Genomic DNA, 19077 nt, shown 5'->3' with positions numbered 1-19077 from the left:
ACAGACGGGACAGCCTCTATATTGAATCCTTCAATTATTGATTCTTCTCAATGGCACGCTGGTAGATCTCAAGGTAATTACTCAGTCCGAGACCATCAAAGCCTTTGACATACGAATCCCATTCCTTATCAATGCTCTTGCTGCCAATAATGAACTGTGCCATATTCGTCTGCACATAATCCTTGATGGCCGTAGTCAGTTGTGCAGCTGATTCCGTATCCTCTGGACGAATAAATACGTTCGCAGGGTATACTTCTTTGGGTGCATAAGGTTCATACACATTGGTAGCTTGAGCCAGACGTGTACCATAACCCTCTGCTTCTAAAGGATTCTGTCCTTCTGCAAACAGATTACGGAAAGTGTTGGACAAGTCATGTGCTCCGATCTGTGACCAACTCTCGTTCACAACAACGTTTGGATCACGCTCAGGCAGGTTGTAGTAGCTGTATTTGGCCGGCTCACCATTGATGTTTTTCTCATCGGCATCTGCCTTCTTCCAGCCTTTTCCTTCAGTTGGTCCATACTCCGCGTACAGCGCACCTTCTTCACTGAACATGTAGTCTACGATTTTGATGGCGGCAATCTGCTGTGCTTCTGTCGCTTTGTTCGTAATGGCAAACTCAAACTCACCTACGCTCTGCGTGGCGCCTGTCGTCTGCACTCCATCTGGTCCTTTCAATGGAGGAACGATCTCCCAGTGCTGGTGACGGGTGATGTCTTTGTCATAAGTATTCACGAGATAACTGACCAGCGCCGTTGTAATGGAGCCGACCACTTCATCGCCTTCCTTGTTCCCCAGCTGTCCAATTGCCTGATCATTCTGTGTAAAGGAAGCCGGATCAATCAGGCCATCTGCATAGAGCTTGTTCATGTACTCCAGCCCTTTCTTCCAGCCTTCCTGATTGGCGGCAAAACTCACCTTGCCATCGTTCACGATCAGATATTTGTCGTTGTCATTGTATATAAAGCTATTCATCAGGTAGGCATCAATGTTGCCATTCCATACATACTTGTTCGGTGCGCCTGTAAGTGGAATCTCGTCCGCTTTCCCGTTACCGTTTGGATCTTGTGTCTTAAACGCCTTCAGAACGGTATACAGTTCATCAGTTGTGGTTGGCATTTTCAGGCCCAAATTATCAAGCCACTCCGTGTTGATCCAGTATTTCTGTGCATACGTACAGTGGTAACATTCATTGAAGATCGGCAGCGCATAGATGTTGCCATCCGGTGCCGTAATAGCTTCTTTGAAGTATGGCTTCTCTTCCATAATCTTGGTCAGATTCGGACCATACTCCTGAATCAGATCTTGTAGCGGAAGGAACACGCCCTGTTTTCCATAGGTTTGAAGATCTGAGGTGGTGAACTTGCCGTGAAGAAACACTTCGGGATAATCACCACTCGCCAGCAGTAATTGTCTACGATCCTGCAAGGCGTCCGTTGGGGCCAGATCCCATTTTAGGGTAACGTCGAACTTGTCTTCGATAAATTGGGTGAATTCATTCTCTTCCATGGACGCTTTGCCTTGCGGAGCAAAGAGGGTCATGGTTACAGGACCGCCGCTCTCCCCGCTACCGTCGCTACTTCCACCCGACTCCTCGGATGAACTGCATGCGGACAACAAAGCCACCGAAGCAAAGACCAGAAACAACATCGAAATCCAAGATTTTCTCAATCTGACTCCTCCTTTTTGTTCATAACGGCAAATTATTGACTTGTACTGCACGTTTATAAAATCGACCCCGGAAGCCGGCGTGTTCCTTCCACCTCCTTTCAAGAGGCAACCAGGCTTAACTCACAAGGATTAACCTTTGAGGGAACCAACCATGACCCCTTTAACAAAATGCTTCTGTACAAATGGATACATGATCAGAATTGGAATACTCGCCACAACGATCAGTGCATATTTCAACACCTGCTCGAACCCTTGGTCCCGCATCTGTTGGCTGGTATTGGCGAGCATCGCCGGATCAGCCGCGTTCAGGATAAGCAGATTGCGAAGCACGTATTGTAGAGGGAACAATTTCTCGGAACGCAGGTAGATCAATGCATCAAAGTACGCATTCCAGTGACCTACGGCATACATAAGTGTCATGACCGCCAGAATGGGCTTTGATAAGGGAAGAACTACGCTGATCAGATACCGGATATCCCGGCAACCGTCCATTTCCGCGGCCTCCCCGAGTTCTTCCGGAATGGAAGATTGGAAGAAAGTTCTTGCCACGATGACCTGGAATACTGCGAGCGCCCCGGGCAGCCACATCGCCCAACGTGTATCGAGCAGGTGCAAATCCTTCATCAAGAGGTAGGTGGGAATCAGACCACCATCAAAGAACATCGTGATCATCATGAAAATAATGATGGCACCTCGTCCATAGAACGATTTGCGTGACAAAGGATACGCCAGCATGACGGTCAGCACCACGTTAATGAACGTGCCCACCACGGTGTAGATGATCGTGTTATAAAAACCGAGCATAAGCTGTTGGCTTTTGAAAATGGAGATGTACGCCTTGATGTTAAAGTCTACCGGGAACAGCCACACCTGACCGGATGTCACGGCTCGTGAAGAGCTGAACGAAGAACTGATGATATACAAAAGTGGATAAAACACTGTTAGCAGTATGGCGAACAGAAAGATATAGTTGAATGTCATGAAAATGCGGTCACCGAGTGGGTCCTTGATCCGGTTACGATTAATCAGGTTGAACATGGATAAACTCCTCCTTTACCACAAGCTGTTCTGGGATACTTTGCGCGATATGCCGTTGACGATAACCAGCAGGATCAGGTTGATAATGGAGTTGAAGAACCCTACTGCCGAGGAGAAGCTGAAATTCGCCCCGATCAGACCCACCTTGTACACATACGTGGAGATGACCTCCGAAGCGCTTGTGTTGAGTGGATTCTGCATCAGGTATATTTTCTCAAAGCCCACGCCCATAATGCTGCCCAGACTCAGAATCAGCATGATAACGGTGACTGGAACGAGCGACGGGAGGTCGATGTGCCATATTTTCCGAAGCCTTGATGCGCCGTCCATCTTTGCTGCTTCATAGAGAGATGGATCAACACCAGCAAGAGCTGCGATATATATAATTGATGAATATCCCATGCCCTGCCACACACCTGACCAGACATAGATCGATTTGAAGTATTCCGGAATACCCATGAAGTTCGTCATCGGGAAGCCGAGCAGTGTGAACAGCTTGTCTACCACGCCGACATGCGGGGAGAGCATCAGAATGATAATGGATACCATAACAACCGTTGAGATAAAATGCGGAGCGTAAGTGACCATCTGCACAGTCTTTTTGAAGTAACCCGTTCGAATCTCATTCAGCGCCAGCGCCAGAAGGATCGGAATGGGGAAACCGGCAATTAAGGAATAAAAGCTGATGCCTATCGTGTTTTTGATTAACAGCCAGAAGTTTGGAGATTGGAAGAAGGCTTCAAAGTGTTTGAATCCGACCCACGGGCTTCCCCAGATTCCTTTGACTACACTGAAGTCCTTGAAGGCGATCTGGACACCCACCATAGGAATGTACTTGAAGATTAACAGATACAATACCGGGGGCAACACGAGCAGGTAGAGTTCCCAGTGTTTCTTGAGGCTTTTGATGAATGGATGCTGCCGCTTGGGCTCCACATGTTTCCTCTGTTGGAGTTCCATCTTGGCGGGTATGCTTTCCGTAGCTCGACTCATTTGCGTCACTCCTTCTACACCTCAAGTGTAATAATACATTACATTTACATCCCTTAAACATCCTTTTTTCTGTTCCTAGTTCCTTGTTTAACAAACATGATGTAAACATTCATATCAGGTAGCGCTTTCTTGATTTGATAGTACATCGCCCGATAAACTTTTATCAATTTGCAATTTTCTCCGACTTCTCTTTATTCCACAAACCCTTGTGTGACAAGCGATTGCGAGCCGTTTCTATTGGGAATCGTGTCCCTTATGTATGAATAAAAAAATCCCGGAGGTGGTTATATCTCCCCCGGAATTGACATGGAATTCTTTACATACAAGTTCAAAAAGTTAACGATTCAGCACCGAGAAGGTTGCGAGAACCTGAAGGAGGAGGAGCGGAGTGTAGGCAAACCTACATGAGCACCGGACTCCGAAGGTGAACGCAAGATTCGATGTCGAGTTCACTTCGTGGACTACTTCGTGATCAATTGGGGACTTTTTGAACAACCTCTATGCGCTTGTGATCAATCTGAACGTATGTGTGATGGGCGCTTCACTCGTTGAAGCGGATTGGGGCAGATCCACAAGAAGTCCGTCTTCTGTCTGCTGATACGAAAGTACGTCATCGCTACCGACGAGTTCGATCCTCTCTACCTTTTCCAGATAAGGAATGATTAACTGTGGTTGTACGGTCTCATTCTCGTTTCGGTATATACGGAAGGCATACACGGTGTTGATCTCTTCTTTCTGAGTGAAAGCCCAATCTTTCGTGAAATATGGCCCGCAGATCCGGGTTCCATAGACGCCTTCTCCATGAGTACTCAGCCATTCACCGAGGCCCTTGATGCCTCGAATTGCCCCTTTTGGCAGACGGCCATCGGGTTGTGGTCCTACATTCAGCGCCAGGTTACCGCCCTTGGACACAACTTCAAGTAGAATATGTGCCAGCTGTCTTCCCGTTTTATACTGATCATCGAATCCGAAGGCAAAGGAGTTCCCCACCGTAATACAGCTCTCCCATGGAATGTTCATCGGATGTTCCGGTATGGTCTGCTCGGGGGTAACGATATTCTCATACGGTCCACCGACAGTGCGATCTGCGGACAGGAGCCAAGGTTGTGTGGTCTGACGTGCCCGTTCCACGACTTCTCCAAGCCTGATATCCTGACCATGGCGACCTTCGCGCACCCAGCCGGCATCCAGCCACAGACATTCGATCCGCCCGTAATTCGTCAGCAGCTCCATGATCTGCTCATGTGTGAACTCCACGAATTTCTCCCACAGCCACGGATACTTATGGGGATCATACGAAGGGCCGCGCCACATATGACGTCCACGCTCCATGCCCGGTGCCCAGTAATAAGGGGTATGCCAGTCCGCTTTGGAGAAATACGCTGAGATGCCGAGTCCTTTGGCCCGGAAAGCGTCAAACAGTGCTCGACAGATGTCCGCATACTTATGGGTATGAAAAGGAGTGTCCTTACCCGTAATTCGATAATCCGTCGTTTTGGTATCCCACATGCAGAAACCGTCATGGTGCTTGGTGGTGAACAGGAAGTATTTGAACCCGTTATCTGCCGCCATCTGTGCCCATTCCTCAGGCTGGAAACGAATCGGATTGAAGGTTTTGTTCAGATCGAAATATTCCCGCTTGAAGTCTTCCATGTCATCCGTCCAGTCGATGTCATCACGCGACCAATCGCCGTCCTCATCGCTCAGCGCCCAGGATTCCACGAGACCAAGCTGTGAATACGGCCCCCAGTGCATCATCAGCCCCAGCTTCTGATCCTTGAACCACTCCAGCCGCTCATTCAGCAGCGGATCTTCCGGTTTGATCCACTCTTCCTCTTTGCTAAAATTGTGCACGCCGGCTTCGACAATCTGCTCTTCCTGCTCCAATACGGTTTCTTTGGTTTCGCTCATCCTGTTTCATCTCCTCTGGATTGGATAAAAGATAAACCATGCATGTTACGCCTGGTCACTCCGAGTGCAGTACCATCTTTCGATCGCTGTTATCCCCAGATTTCTCTTATTTCACTGTATAATTGTTAGAAATCCAGTGATAAAGGCGAGCGCTTCGCTTCTTCAGATTGGTTCTGCACTCTCCGTTTTGGCGTAAACGCTAGTTTAACTATTAAGGGGCGTAGTAACTTTGTTATTTCGAGTGCGGTGCCATCTTCAATCACTATGGAACCCCTTATTTCCCTTGTCTCTATAAGGGAAATCCAAGCGGCTGATCCTGGCAAATGGGTAAAGTTGTTTCTAAGGAACACAGGGCGTCTTATTTAACCTTATGATCCTATTTTAAAATTGTAAGGAACATCAGACACGTTATTTCCCGAAATCAGGTGGTAAAAACGCTGTAAACTGCTGTTTATTCTGATATAGCGTGTGTCAGGTTCCTTAGATTTCTGAGGGGGCTTCGAATCCTTAAATAAGATGTCTGAGATTCGTTAGCATTCGCTCCCTACTCTGCTCCACCGGCGAGCGGGAAGGACGAATCCACACCCGCCCGGAGCGGAGCTTTTCATCAAAAGGAGCGAAGTGCTCATAACTTTCAATGAAACGGAGTAGTAAAGTATCAACGTAGTGTATCAACGCAATGCATTGCCCCTTTACAGTGTGATTTCGCGGCACTGACGGGCTGATTCGTAGATGGCGCAGAGCATCTTCATTACCTCGACGCCGTCTTCGACGGGGCTAAGTGTTTCTTTGCGGCCCTGTGTACTATCGATAAAATGGTTGATTTCATTACGGAACGAGCCCATGAAATCGAATGATTTAAAATCTACCTGTGGGGTCATGTTCAAAATAGTGTTAAATTTCTCGCCAATGATCGAAATTTCCGGCTCCAACTCGGCACCGCCTTTGTCGCCATATAGTTTGACCGAAGTCTCATCCGCTTTGGCATGGAGCGTGAAGCTGACATCCACGAGCAGGCTCGCACCGTTCTCGAAACGAATCAGTGCATTCGCCATGTCCTCAACGGTGTTCTGCCCCGCGTCATAGTCCGCTGCCTTGTAGAACGACAGATTGTTAATATTCGAGCGGTTTCCCAATCGATTGGACACGTTGGCGGAGACGGATTTCACCTTTGGTCTGCCCATCAGATACCAGCAAATGTCGATTACATGCACCCCGATATCGATCAGCGGGCCTCCGCCGGAACGGTTGATATCCGAGAACCAGCCACCCGGATTGCCCAGACGACGCAGACTGGAGGCTTTGGCATAATAGATCTCGCCCAGTTCACCCTCGTCGATAAACTTCTTCAGAATTTGTGCATTGTCGCTATAGCGGCGAACAAAACCGACCTGAAGCAGCTTTCCGCTGCGATGAACCGCCTTCTCTACTTCGAGGGCATCCTCTACCGTTTGGCAGAGTGGTTTCTCACACAGCACGTTTTTGCCCGCGTCCAGAGCAGCAATACTAATCTCCGCATGGGAGTCGTTCCATGTACAGATGCTGACGGAATGAATTTCGGGCATTGCGAGCAGTTCTTTATAATCGGTAAACACATGAGGTGCATTATATTGCTTCGCGACTTCAGTGGCACGTACTGCATTCAGGTCACAGATGGCGTATATTTCAACCTCCGGGTTACTGGCGTACGCTTGCAAATGGCAATCGGATATGGATCCGGCACCGATAACGGCGACTTTCAATTTGGGCATAGTGCTGATTCCTCCATATATAAAATAATTAACGTCCAGCAGGTAGACGTTCCGGTTGCGAATCGTTCTTCCGATCGCTCTTGTCTCCAGATTTCTTTAATCCCCTTTCTCAAAAGGGGAAATCCGGTGATAAAGGCGAGTTAATGCTTACGAAGTAGCTTTCTTGCAGAAAGCTTTTAGCTTCGTTTCTTCAGAATCGATTTCGCCCCCTCCACTACTTTTTCTGACTGAACTAACTTTCTGTTTGAGCCATACGTAACAAGCCATATTTCATGTAAAACAAGTACTCAGCCCTATGCCTCTTCCCATAGGCGACGGACGTTATCCATGGCAATGCGTGAGGCTGTTTTGCAATCTTCCATGCCTTCAAATTCAACCGAGATATATCCGTCATACCCGGATTGTTTCAACACACGGAACACCTCAGGCATGTCGATATCGCCATGGCCCACAATGGCACCGCGCAGGTAATTGCCATGCGAGGTTTGGAACCAGCCTTCACCTGGATTTCGGTAGGAAGGTCTCCAGTAGAAGTCTTTGGCGTGCACGATCGACGCGTACGGAATGTTATTTTTCACGGCACTCACCGGGTCTTCGTCCACACAGAGGAAATTGCCGACATCCAGCGTGGTCTTAAAGTTACTTCGCGCCGTCTCGTGTAACAAACGCTGAATTCGCTCACTCGACTGCACATAGTACCCATGGTTCTCGACGCTTGTTGTGATTCCAAAATCCGTTGCATAATCGGCTATCCGCTGACAAGCCTTCACCAGTACCGTTAGGTCGATCTCGAACTGTGCTACAGTTCCCTCTGGTGCAGGGCGGAAAGCCACGTCATGACGCATCAGCTTCACGCCGAGCGCAGCAGCCACATCCACATGTCGCATCACATTCTGGATCTCTTGCTCCAACGCTTCGGCGTCCTCCTGAACAGCGAAGTTTGCGCCGATGGCGTAATTGGAAATGTCGATCCCGACCTCTTTTGCCACAGCTTTAATCTCATCAATCAACTCCGGATTATCGATCAGACTGAATCCCATCGGTACAATCTCCACATGTTCCCCGCCCTGATCGGCGATCCAACGAATGGCATCTGGTACGTTTAATTCTTTGCGATCCAATGCTTGTTGCAGACTGTAGGTGCTGAGTCCAACTTTCATTTTTCCTCATCCTCTCTTGTAGTCAATGTCCATACCCAACGTATACCTTTTTCCGGCGGACACGACAATTGCCATTAATCGTTTGACTCTACTATTTTCCTTTTCTAGCCCAAATCCGGTGTATCTACAAACGTTACGGCCTGATCAGCCGTCTGATGAAGCTCGAATACCATGATTACATTCTCACCTTCATGGAGGAGCGGGGCTGGTACATATAACGTTTTTTGCGGTCCTTTATTCCAGTAGCGCCCCAGATTGAATCCGTTTACAAATACAACTCCCTTGGTCCAGCTATCCAGTCGCAGAAAAGTATCTCTTACATCCGTGATATTAAACTCTCCTCGATAAAATGCTGGTCCCTGTACTTCATTAACTGTTTCATTAATTGCTTCGCTAATCGCATTGCTAAATTGTAAACCCGACAGATCAGTTAATGGCAGACAATGAATCGTCCAATCATATAAAAATTGAAAGCCATGTCGCACACCCTCGGTGATGCCCTTCGGATCTCTCAGGTAAGGACCATAGTTGATTCGCCCCATATTTTCAACAAGGATCAATAGATCTGCGCCCTCTGGCGGCACTTCAAAGGATACCGATAATGCTGGATTTCCGCGTTCCAATACACCCTGAAATTGCCTATCAACAAACACAAGCGCACGGTCACGCACCTCCTGAACCACCAGTTCCTGTCGCTCCCTGGGCCCGGATATCCGGGTCTGATAACAAATAAAGCCATAATCCTGACCCAGCTTCTCCATCGGTTCCGGATTCGTACGCTGCACCGGGGCTGATATCCGGTCCATCTGCGCCAGTAATGACGCCTGTTGGGTCAACTCCACCCGCCCATAAGCGATGGTCCCCTTCGATTCCGGCAGCACAAGCTCACCCAGATCTTCATTGCTATACCGAGCAATAAGGTCCCTCACCGCATGGAACTTCGCTGTCGGCTCCCCCGATTCACTGAGCAGTGAATCGTAGTCGTAACTTGTAATCGTCGGTTCATATTGATCCTTCTGCTGACAGTTCGCCCCGTTGTAAAATGAAAAATTCGTTCCACCGTGGAACATATAAAAGTTGACTGAGGCTCCTGCTCGAAGCATCTCTTCAAACACACCAGCCACATCTGTGGCTTCTCGGGTGTGATGTGACTCTCCCCAGTGATCAAACCAGCCGTTCCAATACTCCATGCACATCAAAGGTTCATCCGCCTGATATTCACGCAGCTTGTTGAACGATCCCTGCGTCCCTGATCCAAAATTAACCGTAGCCAGATGCCCCGGCACTGATCCCACCTGCAGCATGTGGTCTGTCGGGCCTTCCGAGGTAAATAACAACACATCCATACCGCGTTCCACCATGCCATCACGTAAATATCGCAGGTAACTCGCGTCGTTCCCGAAGCTGCCGTACTCATTTTCAATCTGCATCGCGATGATCGGCCCGCCATTAGTGCTAAGAAGGGGTTTTAATTTGGACAAAAGCACATCATAATAACGATCCACATTCGCCAGAAATTTTGCATTAATACACCGAAGACGGATATCATCATCAGCAAGCAGCCAGGCAGGTAATCCGCCAAACTCCCACTCGGCACATATATAAGGACTTGGACGAACAATCACATGCAGACCCACATCTCCCGCAATGCGAATAAAACGTTCCAGATCAGCCATCCCTTCAAAACAATACCGACCCGGCTGCGGCTCATGGACATTCCACGGCACATACGTTTCCACCGTATTGAAACCGCAGGCTTTCAACTTGAGTAACCGATCCTCCCAATAGTCGGGGACCACTCTGAAATAATGGATGGCACCCGACAAAACCCGAATAGGCTCGCCATCATACATGAAATGTGAACCTTTATACGTCAGCACCGCCATGTTACAGCCCTCCCCGTTCGCTCAGATATATGCCTAATCCGGACAACGTAGGGCACCATCTGGATTCATGAATGCTTAAACGCATCTTTCTCGATGTGACCTGTGAGAAACAGCAAATTCGCTTATGCCCCACCACCGTCCCCTTGTAAAACTCTTCCCAACCACCATCTGCCCTCTGCGACTCCAGTGTAAAACGTTCAATCCGTTGGCCTGTCTGGATATGTTCCATCAGCACCACCCGGTCAAACGATCTTTCTTCCTGCAAATCCAGCTCGATCCAAGCCTGCTCTGTCCCTTCGTGAGGACACCAATACGTATCCCGTCGTTCCGTCAGCACTTTCGATACAGCATGTTGTTCATCCATCGTCTGCGATGCTTTTACCAGCGCCTGCAAGGCGAAATTTTCCTGAAAAATGGTACGCAGCGAATCTCCCAATTCCTGTAGTTGCTCCACATCCGTTTCGTGAATGAGACCACGCGTATCCGGTGGCAGATTGAGTAAAAAGGTGGCGTTGCCTCCCACTGCGCCGTAATAAACGGCGAGCAGTTCTTCCAGTGTTTTGACCTGATCATCTTCACTGGCATGATAGAACCATCCTGGGCGAATCGAGGTATTCACCTCGGCAGGGTACCAGATCAGTTGGTCACCTTGGGAACGAATGACCTCTCGGCTTCCCAAATCACTGTCCTGCGTATTGATCCTTGTGGCGAACTCACCGTCATCCACCTGTTGCGATTGCTCCTGAATCTTCTCCTTATCCTGCATATGCGCTGGCACAACGCTCCATTCCGATTCCCGTGTGTGTCCCGCTTCATTGCCACACCAGCGAACATCCGGGCCACATACCGAGATGACTGCTTCGGGCTGAAGTTCACGAATAAGCGCATAATAGGCGTCCCAGTCATAGACCTGCCTTTTGCCATTCGGACCCTCCCCACACGCACCGTCGAACCATACACAGAAGATGTCGCCATAATTCGTAAGCAGCTCGCGCAACTGTTGGAGGAAAAACTCGTTATACCTCTCGGAATCTCCATAAGTGGCTTCATGCCGATCCCAAGGAGACAGGTACACGCCAAACTTCAATCCACCCTCACGACAAGCATCGACGACTTCCCGAACCAAATCCCCCGTACCATTCCTCCACGGACTAGCCGCGACCGTATGCGCTGTAAACTGACTGGGCCACAAACAAAATCCATCATGATGCTTACATGTCAGAATCAGCCCCTTCATCCCCGCAGCCTTGCACGCCTGCACCCATTGCGTTGCACTCAGTTCAGAAGGATTGAAAATCGCCGGGTCTTCCTCCCCAGTGCCCCATTCCTGATCCGTAAATGTATTTACCGTAAAATGAATAAACGCGTAGAACTCCATCTCCTGCCATATCAGCTGGCGTTCGGATGGGCTGACCTGTGCTGCGGACTTAATCCATTCGGCTGGTTGCAGTTCACGATTCATGGCGTATCACTCCTTTTATTTAGCGCATCCCTATATCATTGGACCACCCTTGCTTGGACCACTACTCAGTACACTACTGTCCATGAAATGGCTGTGATGCAAGCAATAACTGCTGCTTGGCCTCTTCAACCAAATGTGGATCAATGGGATAATTAAAGCTGCCTTTGTACCTCACGCCTGATCCCATATGGATTTCCGTGATACCCGTCTGACTCACTAGCGTTTGAATTCCCTCTATGGTGACCCCCGACCCTGCCATGACAGCGATGTTCAAGGTTTGCCCCAATTGCTGAAGTTGTTTCAGTTCCAGTATGGCTTCAGGCGCTGTCTGTTTCCCTCCCGATGTAAGAACACGCTCCACGTTGCCCAATGTGTTAATAGCCTTGAGCGCCTCAGTCAAGCTTGTGCTCACATCAATTGCACGATGAAACGTAACGCCCAAACCCTGAGCTTCGGCCATACATAATTGCATGGGTAAAAGGTCCACTTCACCATCTCCGGTGAGGGCACCGATTACGATGCCAGCGGCTCCAAGTTCCCTCGCCACGCGTACATCCCGGGTCATGGCGTGGATGTCATCTGCGCTATAGCGGAACGAGCAGCTATGGGGACGGATCATGACATACACCGGAATGGATACCTGGGATACCACATGCTCCATGACGCCATAACTGGGGGTAAGTCCTCCTTCAGACATCGCAGACACCAGCTCAATCCGATCAGCCCCTCCCTCCTCAGCTGCCTTGGCATCTTCCACATCCACAGCAATGACTTCCAATACAGGCTGTCTCTTCATAAGGTCGCTCCCTTCACTTCATCGTTGAATATTCTAACGTATTAAGGTGATCATCAGCAGGACATTATGTCGAAGTAGCTACTGCCGAGATTGTAATGCCGTGTTCTCACCCGACTCTCGACCGTTAACCCCTATCGATACACATCTCTCGAACTGCACACGGCCTAATCCATGACATAAAGGACCGACTGAACGCTTCATCAGCGCTCCTGCGGTCCTTCTTCATCATTATTTGACGACGGTCAGCTTCCAGATTGCAATCTGCAAAGGCTGGCCGTCCTGAACGATATATGGTTTGTCGGTAATGATCTTCATGATTGGATTCTCCTTTGGGGACCGGAATGGGCTAGCAAATAGAGAGTGCAATGGACATCATATACTTTGTTTAATGATTTTGTTATTTTTGTTATTTATAATGTTATTATCAATTAGCAATAGTCTAAAACGTTAGGATCAGAACGTCAATACAAAAAAAGACACCCGGAGGGTGTCTTCGTGTCTTGGATAACCTTCTGGTTATCCGAGTTTTTTCTATTTTCTACGCCGAGCCTTCGTCATTCGATTAAACATAATCAGTGCAGCAATAATCATGGCTATCATGGCAATATTACTCGCCACTTCTTGTGATAATCCGAAAAGAACTCCCAGGTTAGTCACCAGGCCTCTCACAATCAACGCCACCACAACCAGCAGGATTGGACTCAAAAAATTATAATTTCTCATTCCTCGCAACACACCCCTGACCCCATTGTTCAGAACTACGAATCTCATAACACTATCATAACAGTAGCTATTCTGTGTTACAACAAAGGACACCCGCGTACAGTGTCCTTTGTCATATACCAACGTATTCTGTTTTGGATGACAGAACAACCTTTCGATTGCTCTTATCACCTGATATTTCCGATTATCTTCTACACCTGTTTGAATTCGATCCAGTCAATCTGGAGACCTGGTTTGGTGAAGTCCAGTTTCAATTCATACAGTCCTGCTTCAAGATCTACTTTGACAAGTTTCTGTCTGATCCATTTGCCTTCCGTACCATTTGTTTGAATGGTGGTTACCAACTGGTCATTCAGGAGCAGGTTACATGCACTTTGAGCAAGTTCCGGCTCAGGGGACATGATCTGTACGATAATCCGATAATGGCCTGCCTCATCCACTTTCATGTAGACAGGTTCAGCTACCGCAGGTTTCACCTGTGCGTTTTCAACCAGCGCCTGAGCTTTTGCAGCAGATAGGGATGCATTCGCTTGGAACGAAGCAACGTTCTCCACGATCTCATGTTTTCTACCGGACACCGGTGCATTCATGATGAACTTGCAGATGTTAATCGCGGAACGTTGCAGTTCTCCGCGAGTCAATGTTCCATTTTCCAAGGATTCAATCGTGTTATCGTCCCAGCCATTAATCTCTGCGCCGTAGTTCGGTACAACCATGTAGAGATCATTCTGTGCCCGAATCATCCAGTTCGTGTATTTGCGATCAGCCTCGCCACCTTCGGTCACATCGTTCATAATCGCCCACCAGTCGGTCATTACGATACCCTCGAAATTCCATTCGCCGCGCAAAATCGTGGTATTCAGGTCGTAGTTGGATGCCGCCCAGTGTCCGTTAACCGGGTTGTAGGAGGTCATAATGGAGTTTGCTCCGCCTTCTTTTACAGCGATTTCGAACCCTTTCAGGTAAATTTCACGCAGTGCACGTTCGGAGACAACAGCATCTACTTTACTGCGGTGTTTCTCCTGATTGTTGCAGGCAAAGTGTTTCAGTGTGGCATTGGAACCACCCTTCATGATACCTTTCGTACATGCTGCAGCAAATACACCCGAGATCAGTGGATCTTCGGAGAAGTACTCAAAGTTCCGGCCATTAAGCGGGCTCCGGCGGATATTGAGTCCAGGTCCGAGCAGGGTATCTACCTGATTTCTTAGCAATTCCTGTCCTTCCATCACATACAACTCTTCAACAAGATCCTTGTTCCATGTCGCCGCAAGCAACGTACCAATGGATACCTGTGTTGCCTTCTCGCCACTATCCATACGAATACCGGACGGGCCATCTGCCGTACATGCTACCGGAATACCGTAATTAAACAGGCTGTCGCTGACACCACCAAATGCAGATGCTGTTCCCGATGTAACGAGCGGACTGCTCATGCCTTCACCACGGACAATCGCCGCCAGATCCTGATCACTCAGTTGAGCGATGAAGGTTTCCAGACTCACTTTGCCAGCCTTAACGTCACTCAGCTTGTGGCCCTGGTTACCTGTCTGCTCCAGCGTTTGCGGGAGATTCTGCTCAATCCGGTTCGCCATGGATATCTTACGTTTCGGTACTTCTGCATAAGTCAGTTCATAAGATCCATCTTCCTTGCGCGAACCTGGTTTCATCCGTGTAAAATCTTCAGTTGGGGCCATCGCTTCTTGCAGTTGCTCCACCAATTGAAGGGATTCAATCACATATCCATCCTGGCCATCAATGCTGATATGCTGCACTTGTTTCACACTGGTTCCTACATGCAGTCTGTATGTGCCTTCTTCCAGAACATATGCGGAAGCATGGCCCGTAACACCTGCATCATCGTAAGATGCCATGGCATGGATCGGGAAGCTGATCGTCAGAAGTTCTGACTCATCCGGCTGCAACAATCCTGTTTTTCCAAAAGCCACCAAAGCCTTGACCGGTTGTCCCAGTTTGCCTTGTGGTGCTTCATAATAAACTTGCACAACCTCTTTGCCCGCATATGTTGTACCTGAGTTGGTCACATTTACACGAACTTCAATGTAGGTTTCGCCGTCTTTGGAAACGGATTTTGCTTCTTCGTGCTGGGCCAAAAACGTCGTATAAGACAGGCCGTAACCGAATTCAAACTGAACGCGCTCAGGTCGAAACGTTTCGAAATAACGATAACCTACATAGATATCTTCCTGATACAGGTTCTTGAACTCATTGCCGTAGTTGCTTGTCGAAGGGTAATCTTCGATGGAATATGCAATCGTATCTGTCAGTTTACCGCTTGGTGTAACGTCCCCCGCCAGCACATCGGCAGTCGCATTACCACCCTCCATACCGCCATGCCATGAGTAAATTACGCCTTGGATCGGATGTAGATACGTTTCGTTTAACCAGCTCATGTCGATGATATTTGAGACATTCAGCACAACGATTGTGTGTTCAAACTGCGAAGTAACTTGCTTTAACATCGCTTTCTCATCTTCTGTCAGTTGGTAACTTCCTGGCGCATCCGCATTATCCTGGTCTTCTCCTGCTGTACGTCCAATCACGATAATGGCTTTGCTAGACTTGCTTCTGGCCTGTGCAACCAGTTCATCCGTCAAAGGCATTTCTTTCTGATTCCATGGCTCGGCCGCCCATACTTTTCCGCCATCATCAAATGGATTTTCCTCAATCCACTTCTCATAGACAGCTGCAAGCTCTTCATTAACCGTTATATTCTTCTTGCTGCGCAGACCATCCAATAGATTCGTTGTATAAGCCACATGTACACTACCGCCTGAACCTGTGCCGCTGCGATAATAATTGACTTGAATTCGACCAAAAACTGAAACGTTTTCGTTTTCACGAAGTGGAAGCACTTGGCCTTCATTTCTGAGTAAAACGGCTCCTTCAGCGGCAACCGTACGACTAAACTCTGCAAACCCTTCCAATGGAACTCCGATTTGATGTGTGCTCAATGATTTCCCTCCTGATTGTCATCCCCATACCAACGAATCGCTATATATAAAATGAACTATATAAATTGAACTAAAGAATATCTACACTGGACACTCCGATGACAGAATAACCTTCCGATCGCTGTTATCCCCAGATTTTATGAATCCCCCTTATATGGGGGAAATCCGGGGATAAAGGCGAACGCTTTCGCTTCTTCAGGTTTTTTCTGTCCTCTCCGTTTCGTGTAAATGTTTAGTTCAATTTATATAACAAAACGTACACTCATTTTATATAAAAGATATTCTATGATCTGGTAGATTCACTTGTACATAGTCTCATATTAACAGATTCTATAGAAGAAATTAAATTAGATTTGTGCTTTATTTATATTATTAAAAAATGTCCAGGATTAGCGGCATAATAAAAAGCCACGGACGCCTGTTGTCCGTGACTTTTCTTGATTTTAGATCACTATTTCAAGTCGTAAGTTTCGCATACACCAGGAAGAATAACATGTCTTCGCCCATGATGACATAACCCGGAACCTGGTAGACCAGATCAACAAGGACAAATGCCACCAGTAACCCCACCATGACTGCCAGATGACGTGGCCGGAGTCGTAGATGTGCGTGTCTGTAACGGTGGAACACAAGTGATGTCGACAAGAAATACAACAGCGCTGATCCAAATACAAACCCTATCATGAACACATAGTTTAACTGGTTCTGATATAACAGCTGAATTGAGGCGGCGATCATACTCATAGAGATGTAGATGAACAGATGGCCGTATATGATCGCTTGCCCGGCAGTCTGAATCTCTTTGCTGACCTTTTTCTCCACATTGTCGAAGTATTGCCACCATATCGCAATGACAAAGATGGATGTAAAGGCGGCAAACAGAATGGATTTCATATCCCAATGATCGGCTTGCAGCACCGCGATAATGCTTACCACCGATTCACCCAGCAGGATAAGTGTAAAGAGCGCGAAACGTTCCAACAAGTGATGGGTCTGAACCGGTACCTTCACCAGATTTTTGCGTCCGATCAGCGGAAGCACGATGTCCACAGCAATCCCCGCATACAAAATCACGTAGCGTAACCAGGAATCGAAGAACAATGAACCTGATGAGATCAATATGCCAATAAGGAAACAGATACCCAAGTAACGAGCCGCTTGCTGCTGATGCTCGCCTTTTGACTTGTGAGCCGTCAGATACTGAATCGCCGTAAATGCCCGTGAGCCGATATATCCAATGAAGAAGGACAGATAGTATTGGTCAAAATGGGTAGAGAGGCTTGCCGTCATGACCATAACGGACAGAAGCTGAAGGATGAGGAATATTCGATGGATCAGGATATCTTGACCATAGCGGTTAATAAACAAGGTCTGACCGACCCATGCCCACCAAACAGGGATAAAAATAAGCACAAACTTCATTAAATATTCAAACGTAATTACTCCATGTTCGGCATGTAACAGGACATGACCTGCTTTGGAGACCGCTGCTACAAAGAGCAGATCGTAAAACAGCTCCAGCCAGGTAACCTTTTTCTCCATCATCCTTCGTTGCTCCTTTAGGTTTTTCATTACACATACACTTCGATGACGAGTAACCCTTCAATCGCTGTTACCCCCAGATTTTTTTGATTCCCTTTTCCTAAGGGAAAATCCGGGGATAGCGTATACTTCCGATGTAGCTTTCTTTCAGAAAGCTTTTAGGCGAACGCTTCGCTTTTTCAGGTTTTTTCTAGAACTCTTATTAATTCGCAGCTGTAGCAGGTACGAGCGTTCTTACCACAATCGGTTGCAGATTGTCCTCAATTTGAGGGCGGTATTTCTCAAACCATTCAGGCAGCATCAATTTTTGTCCAAGCGAATCAGCAGGTTCATCTTTGGCAAAGCCCGGAGGATCTGTAGCAATTTCAAACAGAATGCCGCCAGCTTCTCTGAAGTAGATTGCGTTAAAGTACTGACGATCCCGCACTGGAGTCGGTTGGTACCCGTAATCACGTACAGCTTCACTCCACTGTGCATGCTCTTCATCGTCTTTGGCGCGCCATGCAATATGGTGCACGGTTCCTGCGCCGCCCATACCCAGAGCCATACGGGTCACTGGAACATCTACAACATTACCGATATCCCCGCTGGACCGGAAACGAGCATACTCTTCATTTTCACTCACTCTGACAAATCCCAAAATTTTCTCAAGAGCATCCATCGTTCTTTGCGGGTTAACACTGAACAGGACAGCACCACCGAAGCCTTTAATCGCTTTATCGGTCGGAATCCCTTCATGCGCCCAAGTGCTGATTGCTCCCTCTTCCCGTTCAACAAGCTCAAGCCGCAGGCCTTCGCCATCTTCGAATTGAAGCAGGTCTTCATTGAAGCGAGTTGTTTTGGTTACCTCAATGTTATACTGTTCCAGCCGATTCTGCCAGAAGCCAATCGACCCAGGAGGAATGACATAGGAAGTGATGCCGACCTGACCTCCGCCAATTTTGCCCCGTGGTGATCCAGCCGATGGGAAGAAGGTAATGATGGTACCTGGGCTTCCGTGTTCATCTCCAAAATACAGATGATATACATCAGGTGCATCGAAGTTGATTGTTTTTTTCACCAGACGAAGTCCCAGAACTCCGGCATAAAAATCAACGTTGGCCTGTGGATCTCCTGCGAAAGCTGTAATATGGTGAATACCTGCTGTTTGAATAGTCATGATTAATTC

At 47.9% G+C, this 19077-nt stretch carries 13 protein-coding genes; all 13 read right to left on the bottom strand.

Going from position 1 to position 19077, the window contains the following annotated elements:
• Positions 1–34: 34 nt before the first annotated feature.
• The 13 genes from V6668_RS01180 to V6668_RS01120 all read right to left on the bottom strand — a co-directional run bounded on the left by V6668_RS01180 (position 35) and on the right by V6668_RS01120 (position 19068).
• Positions 35–1672, bottom strand: a complete 1638-nt coding sequence (locus V6668_RS01180) for an ABC transporter substrate-binding protein (protein WP_338707513.1) — start codon at positions 1670–1672, stop codon at positions 35–37.
• Positions 1673–1801: 129 nt separating this feature from the next.
• Positions 1802–2710 carry a carbohydrate ABC transporter permease gene (locus V6668_RS01175; protein WP_017691189.1) on the bottom strand — a complete coding sequence of 303 codons (909 nt, stop codon included), beginning with the start codon at positions 2708–2710 and terminating at the stop codon, positions 1802–1804.
• A 15-nt stretch (positions 2711–2725) separates the two neighbouring features.
• Positions 2726–3703 (bottom strand): ABC transporter permease, encoded by a 978-nt coding sequence (locus V6668_RS01170; RefSeq protein WP_074093076.1) that lies wholly within the window; start codon positions 3701–3703, stop codon positions 2726–2728.
• A 498-nt stretch (positions 3704–4201) separates the two neighbouring features.
• The gene (locus tag V6668_RS01165; RefSeq protein WP_338707512.1) at positions 4202–5614 is read right to left on the bottom strand and encodes an alpha-L-fucosidase; all 1413 of its coding nucleotides are present in this window, start codon (positions 5612–5614) and stop codon (positions 4202–4204) included.
• Between the two features lie 692 nt (positions 5615–6306).
• Complete coding sequence (locus V6668_RS01160; protein ID WP_338707511.1) at positions 6307–7365, bottom strand: Gfo/Idh/MocA family oxidoreductase; 1059 nt, start codon at positions 7363–7365, stop codon at positions 6307–6309.
• Positions 7366–7658: 293 nt separating this feature from the next.
• On the bottom strand, positions 7659–8525 hold the full coding sequence (locus V6668_RS01155) for a sugar phosphate isomerase/epimerase family protein (RefSeq protein WP_338707510.1): 867 nt from the start codon (positions 8523–8525) through the stop codon (positions 7659–7661).
• A gap of 104 nt (positions 8526–8629) precedes the next feature.
• A complete protein-coding gene (locus V6668_RS01150) occupies positions 8630–10411 on the bottom strand; it encodes a glycoside hydrolase family 35 protein (protein WP_338707509.1) in 1782 nt (593 codons plus the stop codon).
• A 1-nt stretch (position 10412) separates the two neighbouring features.
• On the bottom strand, positions 10413–11873 hold the full coding sequence (locus V6668_RS01145; protein WP_338707508.1) for an alpha-L-fucosidase: 1461 nt from the start codon (positions 11871–11873) through the stop codon (positions 10413–10415).
• Between the two features lie 73 nt (positions 11874–11946).
• Positions 11947–12669 (bottom strand): copper homeostasis protein CutC, encoded by a 723-nt coding sequence (locus V6668_RS01140; protein WP_338707507.1) that lies wholly within the window; start codon positions 12667–12669, stop codon positions 11947–11949.
• Positions 12670–13200: 531 nt separating this feature from the next.
• Entirely contained in the window at positions 13201–13392 is a 192-nt protein-coding gene (locus V6668_RS01135) for a hypothetical protein (protein ID WP_017691199.1), read from the bottom strand.
• Positions 13393–13583: 191 nt separating this feature from the next.
• The gene (locus V6668_RS01130) at positions 13584–16367 is read right to left on the bottom strand and encodes a glycoside hydrolase family 3 C-terminal domain-containing protein (protein ID WP_338707506.1); all 2784 of its coding nucleotides are present in this window, start codon (positions 16365–16367) and stop codon (positions 13584–13586) included.
• 456 nt (positions 16368–16823) lie between these two features.
• Complete coding sequence (locus V6668_RS01125) at positions 16824–17912, bottom strand: low temperature requirement protein A (protein WP_338707505.1); 1089 nt, start codon at positions 17910–17912, stop codon at positions 16824–16826.
• 199 nt (positions 17913–18111) lie between these two features.
• On the bottom strand, positions 18112–19068 hold the full coding sequence (locus tag V6668_RS01120) for a ring-cleaving dioxygenase (RefSeq protein ID WP_338707504.1): 957 nt from the start codon (positions 19066–19068) through the stop codon (positions 18112–18114).
• Positions 19069–19077 lie beyond the last annotated feature (9 nt).

Origin of the sequence: Paenibacillus amylolyticus (assembly GCF_036894225.1) — a bacterium.
GTDB classification, from domain to species: Bacteria; Bacillota; Bacilli; order Paenibacillales; family Paenibacillaceae; genus Paenibacillus; species Paenibacillus amylolyticus.
This window is presented reverse-complemented; position numbering and strand designations above follow the sequence as displayed.

Bases quoted from the DNA above. Each gene is read 5' to 3' on its own strand.
- V6668_RS01175 (WP_017691189.1), bottom strand. From the start codon at position 2,710: ATGTTCAACCTGATTAATCGTAACCGGATCAAGGACCCACTCGGTGAC.
- V6668_RS01135 (WP_017691199.1), bottom strand. From the start codon at position 13,392: ATGAGAAATTATAATTTTTTGAGTCCAATCCTGCTGGTTGTGGTGGCG.
- V6668_RS01155 (WP_338707510.1), bottom strand. From the start codon at position 8,525: ATGAAAGTTGGACTCAGCACCTACAGTCTGCAACAAGCATTGGATCGC.
- V6668_RS01120 (WP_338707504.1), bottom strand. From the start codon at position 19,068: ATGACTATTCAAACAGCAGGTATTCACCATATTACAGCTTTCGCAGGA.
- V6668_RS01165 (WP_338707512.1), bottom strand. From the start codon at position 5,614: ATGAGCGAAACCAAAGAAACCGTATTGGAGCAGGAAGAGCAGATTGTC.
- V6668_RS01125 (WP_338707505.1), bottom strand. From the start codon at position 17,912: ATGATGGAGAAAAAGGTTACCTGGCTGGAGCTGTTTTACGATCTGCTC.
- V6668_RS01160 (WP_338707511.1), bottom strand. From the start codon at position 7,365: ATGCCCAAATTGAAAGTCGCCGTTATCGGTGCCGGATCCATATCCGAT.
- V6668_RS01140 (WP_338707507.1), bottom strand. From the start codon at position 12,669: ATGAAGAGACAGCCTGTATTGGAAGTCATTGCTGTGGATGTGGAAGAT.
- V6668_RS01170 (WP_074093076.1), bottom strand. From the start codon at position 3,703: ATGAGTCGAGCTACGGAAAGCATACCCGCCAAGATGGAACTCCAACAG.
- V6668_RS01150 (WP_338707509.1), bottom strand. From the start codon at position 10,411: ATGGCGGTGCTGACGTATAAAGGTTCACATTTCATGTATGATGGCGAG.
- V6668_RS01145 (WP_338707508.1), bottom strand. From the start codon at position 11,873: ATGAATCGTGAACTGCAACCAGCCGAATGGATTAAGTCCGCAGCACAG.